The sequence below is a fragment of the Saccharopolyspora antibiotica genome, assembly GCF_047200635.1.
Lineage (GTDB): Bacteria > Actinomycetota > Actinomycetes > Mycobacteriales > Pseudonocardiaceae > Saccharopolyspora_C.
The window spans coordinates 1-11,776 of the sequence record NZ_JBJZOI010000009.1; the positions used below are offsets into that span (position 1 = coordinate 1).

At 73.1% G+C, this 11,776-nt stretch carries 10 protein-coding genes; 5 read left to right on the top strand and 5 right to left on the bottom strand.

The window, feature by feature from the left end:
• Nucleotides 1–66: 66 nt before the first annotated feature.
• Nucleotides 67–786, bottom strand: a complete 720-nt coding sequence (locus tag ACL03H_RS08980; RefSeq protein WP_412810666.1) for an ASCH domain-containing protein — start codon at nucleotides 784–786, stop codon at nucleotides 67–69.
• Nucleotides 787–1,029: 243 nt separating this feature from the next.
• On the opposite strand from ACL03H_RS08980, the gene ACL03H_RS08985 reads away from it, so the two are divergent.
• Nucleotides 1,030–1,776, top strand: coding sequence for a GNAT family N-acetyltransferase (locus ACL03H_RS08985; RefSeq protein WP_412810667.1), 747 nt, complete (start codon nucleotides 1,030–1,032; stop codon nucleotides 1,774–1,776).
• Nucleotides 1,777–1,784: 8 nt separating this feature from the next.
• On the opposite strand, the gene ACL03H_RS08990 is transcribed toward ACL03H_RS08985, so the two are convergent.
• Entirely contained in the window at nucleotides 1,785–2,750 is a 966-nt protein-coding gene (locus ACL03H_RS08990; RefSeq protein ID WP_412810668.1) for a glycosyltransferase family 2 protein, read from the bottom strand.
• Entirely contained in the window at nucleotides 2,747–4,486 is a 1,740-nt protein-coding gene (locus ACL03H_RS08995; protein ID WP_412810669.1) for a hypothetical protein, read from the bottom strand. Before ACL03H_RS08995 ends, ACL03H_RS08990 begins: the two co-directional genes overlap by 4 nt.
• Before the next feature lie 457 nt (nucleotides 4,487–4,943).
• On the opposite strand from ACL03H_RS08995, the gene rplU reads away from it, so the two are divergent.
• From rplU to proB, 4 genes are all read left to right on the top strand, one after another.
• Nucleotides 4,944–5,252 (top strand): 50S ribosomal protein L21, encoded by a 309-nt coding sequence (gene rplU / locus ACL03H_RS09000; RefSeq protein ID WP_224961929.1) that lies wholly within the window; start codon nucleotides 4,944–4,946, stop codon nucleotides 5,250–5,252.
• A gap of 14 nt (nucleotides 5,253–5,266) precedes the next feature.
• Entirely contained in the window at nucleotides 5,267–5,527 is a 261-nt protein-coding gene (rpmA, locus tag ACL03H_RS09005; protein ID WP_412810670.1) for a 50S ribosomal protein L27, read from the top strand.
• A 112-nt stretch (nucleotides 5,528–5,639) separates the two neighbouring features.
• The gene (gene obgE / locus ACL03H_RS09010) at nucleotides 5,640–7,124 is read left to right on the top strand and encodes a GTPase ObgE (RefSeq protein ID WP_412810853.1); all 1,485 of its coding nucleotides are present in this window, start codon (nucleotides 5,640–5,642) and stop codon (nucleotides 7,122–7,124) included.
• Nucleotides 7,121–8,245 (top strand): glutamate 5-kinase, encoded by a 1,125-nt coding sequence (gene proB / locus ACL03H_RS09015; protein WP_412810671.1) that lies wholly within the window; start codon nucleotides 7,121–7,123, stop codon nucleotides 8,243–8,245. The genes obgE and proB overlap by 4 nt, the downstream gene beginning before the upstream one ends.
• A gap of 15 nt (nucleotides 8,246–8,260) precedes the next feature.
• On the opposite strand, the gene ACL03H_RS09020 is transcribed toward proB, so the two are convergent.
• Both ACL03H_RS09020 and ACL03H_RS09025 read right to left on the bottom strand, forming a co-directional pair.
• A complete protein-coding gene (locus tag ACL03H_RS09020; RefSeq protein WP_412810854.1) occupies nucleotides 8,261–9,496 on the bottom strand; it encodes an MFS transporter in 1,236 nt (411 codons plus the stop codon).
• A gap of 135 nt (nucleotides 9,497–9,631) precedes the next feature.
• Nucleotides 9,632–11,749 carry a RecQ family ATP-dependent DNA helicase gene (locus ACL03H_RS09025; RefSeq protein ID WP_412810672.1) on the bottom strand — a complete coding sequence of 706 codons (2,118 nt, stop codon included), beginning with the start codon at nucleotides 11,747–11,749 and terminating at the stop codon, nucleotides 9,632–9,634.
• Nucleotides 11,750–11,776 lie beyond the last annotated feature (27 nt).

Sequence of the window (11,776 nt, forward strand, 5' to 3'; positions counted from 1 at the left end):
GAAAGAAGGGGGGGGGGGGGGGGGGGGGGGGGGGGGGTCGCCCCCCCCCCCCCCCCCGCTCCTCGTTCAGCCCTCCAGCTCGAACCGCACCACGTCGAGCTCGGTGGACTCCTCGATCCCGGGGTAGTGGACCTCGAGCCTCCGGCGCAGTTCCGCCAGGTCGGGGAAGCCGTCCAGCGTCGCGTCCTCGTCCGTGAGCTCGCCCACCGCCTTCTGCGACACCCCGGTCACCTCGGCGCGCAGCGTCGTCGCCGACCCGTCGGCGTGGTCGAAGACCAGCCGCACCGGCCCGGGCATCGCCGGGTCGTGCACCCGCAGCGTGCTGCGCTTGGCCCCCGACCGGACCAGCGGCAGGTAGGTCTCGTGCAGGTAGAGCGCGGGCGGCGGGGCGTCCGGCGCGTAGTTCTGGAAGTCGTAGGGCAACGGCAGCAGCTCGGTGATCGGCACTGACTCCAAACCGTTCTTGCCGTGCACGATCACGCGGGCCCGCGGGAAGTAGTCGTAGAGCTGCTGCCGGCACCGCCCGCACGGCGGGATCACCCGCCTGCCGCGCGCCAGCACCGCCACCATCGTCGTCAGCTCCGCCGCACCCGCGGCCGCCGCCTGGCCGATCGCCACCGGCTCCGCGCACGGCCCCCCGGTGAAGTGCGAGACGTTCATCCCGATGAACACCTCACCGCGTGCGTCGCAGGCAGCCGCGGAGACCTGGTGGTTCGCCGTCAGCTTCGCGGAGTCGAACACCGCGCTCGCCCGGCGCACCAGCTCCAGTTCCGCATCGCTCAGCATGACCCGTGATGTTAGGCCCCGGTGGAGTCGCTGTCCTCCCGTTTTCCCGCGCCAGCTGGGAAAAGCGCGTGACCGCGGCCGTCCGGCGGCGTAGTTTCCCGATCGAGGACGTGCCCGAGCAGGAGGAGTGATGACCATGGCCCGCCCGGTTCCGCTCGCCCGCTCCCGGACGTCGGGAGCCCGCCCGGCGCCGTCCGACGGGACCGGCGCGCACCCCGCTCCCACCCGAAGAGGTGCCTCCTCGTGCTCCCCCAGATCCGCGCCTCGCTGCGCGCGAACGTCCGCTCCGACGCACCGCGCGTCGGCCCGTTCCTGCTGCGCCTCGATCCCGATGACGCGGGGCCGTTCCGCAACTACGCCGTCCCCGAGGACGACGCCGAGCCCACTCCGGCGGAGGTCGCGGCGCTGATCGCCGCCTTCGCCGAGCGCGACCGCACGCCGCGCGCGGAGTTCGTCGGCCCGCAGCCAGCCGTGTGCGCCGCCCTCGCCGCCGCCGGCTTCCGCGTCGAGGTGCGGCTGCCCCTGATGGCCGCCACCAGGGCGCAGCTGCGTCCCCGCGAGATCCCCGAGCTGGGCACCGGGGCGCTGCACGTGGCGGAGGCCGTGTCGGCAGCGGATCTCGAGGCGGCGGCGCTGGTGCAGAACATCGCCTACGGCGTCGGCGAGGTCGTCGGGGCGGCGGATGTGGACCGGTTGCGCGCCACCCGGGCCGACGGCGGGGCCGTGGTGCTCGCCAGCCACGCGGGCCGCCCGGCCGGGGCCGGGCTGTTCATGGCCCCGCACGCGGGTTTCGCCCAGCTCGCGGCCGTCGGCGTCCACCCCGACCTGCGCAGGCGGGGCATCGCCTCGGCGATCGCGGCGGACCTGACGCTGCGCGTGCTCGACGCGGGAGCCGTGCCGTACCTGGAGACCGAGAGCCGGAACGAGCGGTCCCTCTACGGCGCTCTCGGCTACACGACCCTCGGCGAGATGGTGGTGCTGTCCCGGTAGCGGGACGGTCAGGCCGCCGTCGTCGTCGAGGTGGTTCCCGCGATGAGGTCGGTGACGTCCTCGGGGCGGCTGGTGCGGTGCAGGACCAGTTCCGCGAGCAGGCCGGTGGAGATCATCTGCGCCGAGAAGATCTCCAGCAGGATGCCCAGGGTCAGCAGCGGGCGGGTGCCGATGGACTGCTCGGTGAACACCCACACGCCGGTCAGGTACAGCAGGATCAGCGTTCCGGCGGTGCCCGCCACCAGCCCCAGCCCGCCGAACAGGTGCGCGGGCCGCCGCCCGTAGCGGGTCAGCGCCACCACCGTGAGCAGGTCCAGCGCTCCGCGCACGTAGCGCTCGATCCCGTACTTCGAGCTGCCGTGCTCGCGCGCCCGGTGGTGCACCGGCAGCTCCCGGACCCGGTAGCCCAGCTGGTGCGCCAGCGCCGGGATGTAGCGGTGCAGCTCGCCGTACAGCGGCACCCGCCGGTACACCTCGGTGCGGGCCGCTTTGAGCCCGCAGTTGTGGTCGGCCAGCCGCAGCCCGGTGATCAGCCCGGTCATCCAGTTGAAGAACTTGGACGGCAGCCGCTTGCCCAGCGGGTCCTTGCGCTGCGCCTTGTGCCCGCTGACCAGGTCGGCCCCCGCGTCGAGCTCGGCGAGCAGCCGGGGCACCTCCGCGGGGTCGTCCTGCAGGTCCGCGTCGAGGGTGACCAGCAGCCGCCCCCGCACCTCCTCGACCCCGGCGGCCAGCGCCGCGGCCTTGCCGAAGTTGCGCCGCAGCCGCAGTCCCCGGATCCGGGAGTCGGCCGCGGCGTGCTCGACGACGACCCGCCAGCTGTCGTCGGTGCTGCCGTCGTCGACGACCAGCAGCTCCCAGCTGCGGTGCTGGGCATCCATGACGGCGCTGATCTCGGCGAACAGCCTGGGGAGGCTCTCGGCCTCGTTCTTCGCCGGGGTCAGCAGCGACACCTCGACGGGAGTCGGCTCGGTCATGACACCACCTGCGGGTTCTCGGTGAGCGGACGGATCCACCAGCCGTCGGGGAAGCGGAACGCCACCCGCAGCGGGCCCTGCGCCCCGGCCGGGACGACGGCCCGGTAGCCGAGTCCGGCCTCGGTGCCGACGGTCTGGGCCTCGGCGTCGGCGCGCGGGATGTCCACCACCCCGCCGCCGACGACCTGGCCCCGCTGGTCGAGCACGGCGACGCAGCGGGCGCGCTCGATCCCGGAGATCGCCCAGCCGCTGAGCGTCCGGGCGCCGCCCCGGACCTGGTCGGTCTCCACGTTGAGGATCACGTCCCAGCCCGCCGGGCGCGGCTCGCGGTAGCTGCCGAGGCTGGGCACCCGCCACGAGGAGGTGTTCGCCCGGGAGCCGATCTCGGTGTCGTCCCCGCAGCCCAGGGTGAACTCGGAGGAGAAGGGGTAGTGGCCCAGCGCCCGCATCCGGGGCAGCAACCGCTCCGGGGAGGGGAAGCGGTCTGTGAAGGGGTCGGTCGCGCCGACCTTCGCCGCCACCGCGAGCAGCCGCTGGGTGGGCGCGTCCTCGCGCACCGCCTGCGCCATCGGCGCGCCCAGCGCCACCGTGCTCAGCACCGTCGCGAACACCACGACGGAGCGCGCGGCGGGCCATCGCGCCCACGCGACGGCGATCACGAGCACCGCGATCCACAGCGCCGCGCTCATGCTGTTGTACCGGCTCTGCAACCCGGCCGACTCGCCGAACGCGGCCCGCGAGCCCGAGACCATCACCGCGCAGCCCACCGCGTACACCGCCAGGCCCCACCACGGTGCGCTCGCCTCGCGGTGCTCCGGACGCAGGCAACCGGGCAGGTGCAGCGCCAGCACCGCCAGCCCGGCGACGCCGGCGACCAGCGCGAGCGAGGGCTCGGTGCCGGTCCACACCATCCCGAGCATGCTCAGCCCGGTCAGCAGCGCCTGCGCCGGATCGTCGGTGGGGGAGGATCCGCCGCCGCCCTGCGGCCCGCGCAGCAGCAGCCAGGCCGCGACCACCACGACCCCGACGACCGCCGGCACGGCCACCCGTCCCCGCCGCTCGCCGCGCAGCCACAGCACGACCGCCAGCGCGGGCCACACCGCGAACGAGGTCCCGTAGCTGATCGAGGCCAGCAGCCCCAGCGGCACCGCGAGCCGCAGGCGGCCCCGCTGCGCCGCCAGCAGCGCTCCGAGCACCAGAAGCATCGCCAGGATCCACGAGGCCCCGCTCATGGATCGCACGAAGTTGTGGATCCCGTGCGGGTTGAACACCAGCGCCGAAGTGGCCGCCACCAGCCCGGCCCGCTGCCACCGGGTCAGCGTCCGCGGCAGCATTGCCAGCACCACGAGCACGCAGCCCGCGCCGAAGGCCAGCACCGCGAAGCCGAGGAGGTGGTTGAGGCCGCCGCCGAAGCGGGCGCTGAGCCAGAACAGCAGGCTCGGGAGCACGAAGGGGTGCTCGTTGCGGAACCCGAGCAGCGCCTCCGGGCGCAGCGAGCCGTCCGCACCGGTGATGTCCAGCAGCACCCACCAGTAGTCGTAGAAGTGCAGCTGGGGCGACCGCAGCACCTCCCGCAGCATCATCAGCGGCGGTACCAGGGCGGACAGCAGCAGCAACCGGGGCCCCAGCGGACCGGCGAGCAGCCGCCGGAAGCGGTCGCGCGGCTGGTCGCCGGTGGTCCCGGACGATGCGTGCTCGTCTCGCCCCGAACGGGACTCGGATGCGATCTCGGTCACGCGCTTTCCCCATGTCGCGGTCGAACGGCGACTCACCGTAGCAAGCGGCTCCGGCCGCTTCCGCCTGTTCCGCGCTGATCGGGAGTGGCGGTGCCCACTGTCGTGCCGCGAGGTGGTGCCGCTGCGTGATCGGGAGGCCGTCGATCGTGGCTGCGGTGGCCCGGCGGCGGGGGCGCGCGGCGGCGCGGTTAGGCTGTTCCGAGGTCCGCTCCCGGCGGCCTGGACCCTCTCGGTCGGGCGCCAGCGGGTGGTCTGTATGCTGTGTGAGCACTTCTCGCCGCCGGACGGGCGGAGAGGTTAAACGCCTGTAGAACCCGGTGCGTCCCTCGTGGGGACGGGGGTCGCGACACAGGAACCGCCCGAAGCCCGGTGTGACCGGGTGGGAGGAACTCCGGTTCGCCGGAGCGGGCGTCAACGGGTGAACCAAGCGAACCGAGTAGCAGGAGACTTCCGACTCATGTACGCGATCGTCAAGACCGGCGGCAAGCAGTACAAAGTGGCGGTCGGGGACGTCGTCGAGGTCGAGAAGCTCGAAGGCGACTCCGGCACCGAGGTCACCTTCCCGGCTGTTCTGGTCGTCGACGGCACCGACGTCACCGCCGACGCCGACGCACTGGCGAAGGTCTCGGTGACCGGGAAGCTGGTCGAGCAGACCAAGGGTCCCAAGATCCGCATCCACAAGTTCAAGAACAAGACCGGATACCAGAAGCGCCAGGGTCACCGTCAGAAGTTGACCCGCGTTGAGGTCACCGGCATCACCAAGTGAGGACCTGAGTAGTCATGGCACACAAGAAGGGCGCATCCAGCTCTCGGAACGGCCGCGACTCGAACCCCCAGTACCTCGGGGTCAAGCGCTACGGCGGCCAGGTCGTCAAGGCCGGCGAGATTCTGATCCGGCAGCGCGGCACGAAGTTCCACCCCGGCCTGAACGTGGGCCGCGGCAAGGACGACACGCTGTTCGCCCTCTCGGCCGGTGAGGTCGAGTTCGGCAGCAAGCGCGGTCGCAAGACCATCAACATCGTGTCGGCCGAGGTCGTCTGACCCGGCTCTCGGCACAGCACTTCCCGACGAGGGGCGGGTCCGGTCGCGAAACCGGTCCCGCCCCTCGTTCGCGTTCGCGGCGGCGGACGCCCGACGTACGCACTTTCTGCACCTGGAGGGACTCGTGTCGCGGTTCGTCGACCGCGTGACCATCCACATCGCCGCGGGCGATGGGGGAAACGGCTGCGCCTCGGTCCACCGGGAGAAGTTCAAGCCGCTCGGCGGGCCCGACGGCGGCAACGGCGGTCGCGGTGGTGACGTCCGGCTCGTCGTCGACTCGGGAGTGCACACGCTGCTGGACTTCCACCACCGCCCGCACGCCCGCGCCGCCAGCGGCAAGCAGGGCAAGGGCAGTCTGCGCAACGGCGCGATCGGCGAGGACCTGGTGCTGCCCGTGCCCGACGGCACGGTGGTGCTCACCGAGGACGGCGAAGTGCTCGCGGACCTGACCGGTCCCGGCACCACCTTCGTCGCCGCGCAGGGCGGCCGCGGCGGCTTGGGCAACGCGGCGCTGGCCTCGAAGGCGCGCAAGGCGCCCGGTTTCGCGCTGCTCGGAGAGCCCGGTGAGCAGTTCGACCTGGTCCTGGAGCTGAAGTCCGTCGCCGACGCGGGTCTGCTCGGCTTCCCGTCCGCGGGCAAGTCCTCGCTGATCTCGGTGCTGTCCGCGGCGAAGCCGAAGATCGCGGACTACCCGTTCACCACGCTGGTGCCCAACCTCGGCGTGGTCACCGCGGGGGAGACGGTGTTCACCGTGGCGGACGTGCCCGGCCTGATCCCCGGTGCGAGCGAGGGGCGCGGCCTCGGCCTGGACTTCCTGCGCCACATCGAGCGCTGCGCGGTGCTGGTGCACGTCGTGGACTGCGCCACGATGGAGCCCGGTCGCGACCCGCTGTCCGATGTGGACGCCCTGGAAGCGGAGCTCGCCCGCTACACCCCCGCGCTGCAGGGGGAGCACGGCGACCTCGGCGACCGGCCCCGGCTGGTGGTGCTGAACAAGGTCGACGTGCCGGAGGCCCGCGAGCTCGCCGAGCTCATCCGCGGCGACCTGGAAGCCCGCGGCCTGCGCGTCTTCGAGGTCTCGACGGCCAGCCACGAGGGTCTGCGCGAGCTGTCGTTCGCGCTGGCCGAAGAGGTCGAGCGGTACCGGGCCGCCATGCCGGAGCCGGAACCGGCCCGGGTCGTGATCCGGCCGCACGCCATCGGCGACTCCGGTTTCACCGTCGAGGTGGACCCGGAGGACGAGGAGGCGTTCATCGTGCGCGGGGAGAAGCCGGAGCGGTGGGTGCGCCAGACCCAGTTCGACAACGACGAGGCGGTGGGCTTCCTCGCCGACCGGCTGGCGAAGCTGGGCGTCGAGGAAGCGCTGGGCCGGGCCGGAGCCGAACCGGGCAGCCAGGTCACCATCGGCGACATGACCTTCGACTGGGAGCCCTCCACCCCGGCCGGCGTCGCCTCGATCCTCACCGGCCGCGGCACCGACCTCCGGTTGGAGTCCTCCGACCGGATCGGTGCCTCCGACCGCAAGGCCGCGAAGAAGGCGCGTCGGGGCAACCTGGACGCCGAGGGCGGTTACGCGGGAGACGAGGACGGCGAGTGAGCGGCGAGGCGGAGCTGACGACGACCCGCGGGTCCATCGCGGCGGCGCACCGCCTCGTCGTCAAGGTCGGTTCCTCCTCGCTGACCACCGCCAGGGGAGCCCTGGACCAAGCGCGGCTGGCGGCCCTCGTGGACGCGGTCGCCGCGCGCGTCGAGGCGGGCGGGCAGGTCGTGGTGGTCTCCTCCGGTGCCATCGCGGCCGGGATCGCCCCGCTGGGGCTGCGGCGCAGGCCGCGCGACCTGGCGACCAAGCAGGCCGCCGCCAGCGTCGGTCAGCAGGCCCTCGCGCACGCCTACGCGGAGTCCTTCGCCCGGTACCGGCGCACCGTCGGGCAGGTGCTGCTCACCGCGGACGACGTGGTGCGCCGCGCGCACTACCGCAACGCCCAGCGCACCCTGAACCGGTTGCTCACGCTGGGTGTGGTGCCGGTGGTGAACGAGAACGACACGGTGGCCACCGCCGAGATCCGCTTCGGCGACAACGATCGGCTGGCGGCCCTGGTGTCGCACCTGGTCGGCGCGGACGCGCTGCTGCTGCTGTCCGATGTGGACGCCCTTTACGACGGTGATCCGCGCGGCGGGGGAGCCTCGGTGATCCGCGAGGTGGCCGGTGCCGCCGACCTGGACGGCGTCGAGGCCGGCGGCGCCGGGTCCGGCGTCGGCACCGGCGGGATGGCCTCCAAGGTGGAGGCCGCCCGCGTCGCCTGCACCGCGGGGATCCCGGTGCTGCTCACCTCCGCCGCGCAGGCCGCGCGCGCGCTCGGCCCGGCTGACGTGGGCACCGCCTTCGCGACCACCGGCACCAGGCTCAGCGCCCGCCGCTTCTGGCTGGCGCACGCCGCCGGTGCGCGCGGGAAGTTGCGGCTCGACGACGGCGCCGTCCGCGCCGTGGTCCGGCGGCGGGGTTCGCTGCTCGCCGCCGGGATCACCGACGTGGAGGGCGCGTTCGACGGCGGTGACGTGGTGGAGCTGACCGATACCGGCGGGACGGTGGTGGCGCGCGGGGTGGTGGCCTACGACGCGGCCGAGCTGCCCGGTCTCATCGGCCGCTCCTCCCACGAACTGCCGCCCGAGCAGCGCCGCGAGGTCGTGCACGCCGACGACCTCGTCCCGCTGCGCTAGCGCGGCCCGGCCGCGTCAGCGCAGTTCGGTCCCCCTGGTCTCCGGCAGCGCGAGGATCACGAAGAACGCCACCACGGCCGCGGCGGCGAGGTACCAGAAGAACAGCGCCTCGGCCCCGAAGGCGGCGAGGGACTGGATGACCAGCGGTGCGGTTCCGCCGAACACCGCCACCGTCAGGTTGTACCAGGCACCGATCCCCAGCCCGCGCAGCTCGGTGGGGAACAGCTCCGACATGATCGCCGGTGCGATCGAGGTCATCGCCGTGTAGAGCCCGACGCCGACGCAGAACACCACCAGCAGCCCGCCGAGTCCCGGCCGCACCAGCCAGGACAGCGGAACGACGAGCACGGCCGTGGCAGCCGACCAGGCCAGCAGCTGCGGCCTGCGCCCGAACCGGTCCGAGAGCGCGCCCATCGGGTACTGCAGCGCGATGAACAGCACCGTCGCCACCGACAGCGCCAGGAACACGTCGGTCGCGTCGGCGCCCCGCGCGTCCACCGCGAACGGCGTCAGCGCGCTGAAGAACGTGTAGTAGCAGAGCGTCGCGAGCATGCTGAAGCCGATCAGCATCCCGACCGCCTTCGGATGCTGCCGCAACGTCATCCACAGCGGATTCCGCAGCGCGCGGGCCTTCTCCCGGTTCTCGGCGAACTGCTCGGTCTCCTCCAGCGAGCGCCGCAACCACACCCCGACCAGCCCCAGCACGCCGCCGACCACGAACGGGATGCGCCAGCCGTACGCGGTGAGCTGGTCCTCGGTGAGCAGCGAGGTCAACGCGAAGCCCAGCAGCGAGGCCACGAGCAGGGCGACCCCGGTGGAGATGTAGAAGAACGCGGAGTAGCGCCCGCGCCTGCTCGGCGGGGCGATCTCGGCCAGGTAGGCGGAGGCGTTGGACACCTCCCCGCCCAGCGACAGGCCCTGCCCGATCCGAGCGAGCACCAGCAGCCCCGGTGCCGCCCAGCCGATCAGGTCGAAGGTGGGCAGGATCCCGATCAGCAGCGATCCCCCGGCCATGAGCACGATCGTCAGCAGCATCGCGGTCCGGCGCCCGCGCAGGTCGGCGAACCGTCCGAGCAACCAGCCCCCGAGCGGGCGGAAGAAGAACGCCAGCGCGAAGGCGGCCAGGGTGTTCACCAGCGCGAGCTCGCCGGGGAAGAAGCGGCTCGCGAAGTACACGCTGAACGCGCTGTAGATCGTCCAGTCGTACCACTCGATGGCATTGCCGATGCTCGCCGCGACGAGCTTGCGCATCGGGAGCCGGTGCCGCTGCTCGGACGCGCCGGAAGTCGTCGTCACCGTCGGCCGCCTCCCGATCACGGTCTGCTGGAATCGCGTCACACTATGGCGCCGCCGACCGGAAGGGAACCCTTCCCACCGTCCGGGACTTCAGCCGGTGGACGCCAGGGTGAACGGGAGCACGGCCGGCACGCCCCCGAGGCGCAGCGTGCGCGCCACGATCGCCGCGGTCCAGCCGGTGTCGGCGTAGTCGTCCATCAGGAGCACCGGGCCGCCCACGCCGGCCACCTTCGCGGCCAGCTCCTCCGGCACCGTGAACTGACCGCGCAGCGAGCCCACCCGCTGCGCGCTGTTGCCCCGCCGCGGCGTCGTGTCCGGATTGGTCGCGACCTCGCCCAGCAGCGGCAGCCGGCCGATCTCGGCGATCCGCCGGGCGAGGCTGCGCACCAGCACCGGCCTGCTGTTCGAGCCGATCGCCACGACCCCCACCGGCCGCTGCTCCCACTCCCACGCGGCCAGCACCTGCACGCACGCCTGGAACAGGTCCTCGGGCACCTCCTGGTCGGGCACGCCGGTGCCCAGCAGGTCCCGCAGCCGGTTGCCCCAGCCGATGTCGGTCAGCCTGCCCACGGCCCGGCCCGGTTCGGCGCGCTCCCCGCCGGGCAGCCTGCCCGAGACCGGAACGCCCAGGGCGTCCATCCCGGTCGGCCACATCTTGCGCGGCGCGATCTCCACGCCGGGGCGGTGCAGCCGCTCGTGCGCCTGCCGCACGACCCGCTCGTCGACCTCGGCGGAGCGACGCTCGCCGGTGCAGTTGTCGCAGCGACCGCACGGCTCGGCCGCCGGATCGTCGAGCTGGCGGCGCAGGAACTCCATCCGGCAGTCGTCGGTGGCCAGGTAGTCCAGCATCGCCCGCTGCTCGGCGGAGCGTTCGGCCGCGATCCGCTGGTAGCGCTCGGCGTCGTAGGACCAGGGTTCGCCGGTCGCCTCCCAACCGCTCTTGACCCGCCGCACGGCGCCGTCCACGTCGAGGACCTTGAGCACCATCTCCAGCCGGGACCGGCCCAGGTCGACGCGCGGCTCCAGCGCCGCCGTGGACAACGTGCCGCCCTCGGCGAGCGCGTCCAGGACGGCCCGGACCGTGCCCTCCGGCGGGAACGCCATCGACGCGAAGTAGCGCCAGATCTCCTGGTCCTCGGGTCCGGGCAGCAGCAGCACCTCGGCCCGCCGGACGCCGCGACCCGCGCGACCGATCTGCTGGTAGTAGGCGATCGGTGAGGACGGTGCCCCCAGGTGCACCACGAAGCCCAGGTCGGGCTTGTCGAAGCCCATGCCCAGCGCGGAAGTCGCCACCAGCGCCTTCACCCGGTTCCCGAGCAGGTCCTCCTCGGCCCGCTGCCGGTCCTCCGGAGCGGTGCGGCCCGAGTAGGAGGCGACTTCGAAACCCTGATCGCGCAGGTAGCCGGCGACCTCCTCGGTCGCCGCGACGGTCAGGGTGTAGATGATCCCGGAGCCGGGCAGCTCGGCGAGGTTGCTCGCCAGCCACCCGAGCCGCGCCTGCGCCGTGGGCAGCGGCACCACGCCGAGCCGCAGGCTCTCCCGGTCCAGGGTGCCGCGCAGCACCAGCGTCTCCTGCGGATCGCTGAACGCCCCGCCGACGCCCAGCTGGTCGGAGACGTCCTGCACGACCCGGTTGTTGGCGGTGGCCGTGGTGGCCAGCACCGGGACGCCCTCGGGCAGCTCGCCCAGCAGGGTGCGCAGCCTGCGGTAGTCGGGGCGGAAGTCGTGCCCCCAGTCGGAGATGCAGTGCGCCTCGTCGACCACCAGCAGCCCCGCGCTCTGGGTCAGCTCGGGCAGCACGGTGTCCCGGAAGTCGGGATTGTTCAGCCGTTCGGGGCTCACCAGCAGGACGTCGACCTCGCCGACGGCGATCTGCTCCTCGACCTCCTGCCACGCCTGCGGGTTCGCCGAGTTGATGGTCGCGGCCCGCACCCCCGCGGCCTCGGCGGCCTCCACCTGGTTGCGCATCAACGCCAGCAGCGGCGACACGATCACGGTCGGGCCTTCGCCGAGTTCCCGCAGCAGGGCCGTGGCCAGGAAGTACACCGCTGACTTGCCCCAGCCGGTGCGCTGCACGACGAGGGCGCGGCGCCGATCGAGCACCAGCGCCCGGATGGCGTGCCACTGGTCCTCGCGCAGCTCGGCCTCCGGGCCCGCCAGCGCGCGGAGGCGTTCATCGGCCAGTTCCCGCAGGGCGTGTTCGTCCACGACCGTGATTCCTACCGGATGGTGCCG

What these genes read in the sequence shown, in the direction of transcription:
- ACL03H_RS08980 (WP_412810666.1), bottom strand. Translation starts at nt 786, where the DNA reads ATGCTGAGCGATGCGGAACTGGAGCTGGTGCGCCGGGCGAGCGCGGTG.
- ACL03H_RS08990 (WP_412810668.1), bottom strand. Translation starts at nt 2,750, where the DNA reads ATGACCGAGCCGACTCCCGTCGAGGTGTCGCTGCTGACCCCGGCGAAG.
- rplU (WP_224961929.1), top strand. Translation starts at nt 4,944, where the DNA reads ATGTACGCGATCGTCAAGACCGGCGGCAAGCAGTACAAAGTGGCGGTC.
- rpmA (WP_412810670.1), top strand. Translation starts at nt 5,267, where the DNA reads ATGGCACACAAGAAGGGCGCATCCAGCTCTCGGAACGGCCGCGACTCG.
- ACL03H_RS09020 (WP_412810854.1), bottom strand. Translation starts at nt 9,496, where the DNA reads ATGCGCAAGCTCGTCGCGGCGAGCATCGGCAATGCCATCGAGTGGTAC.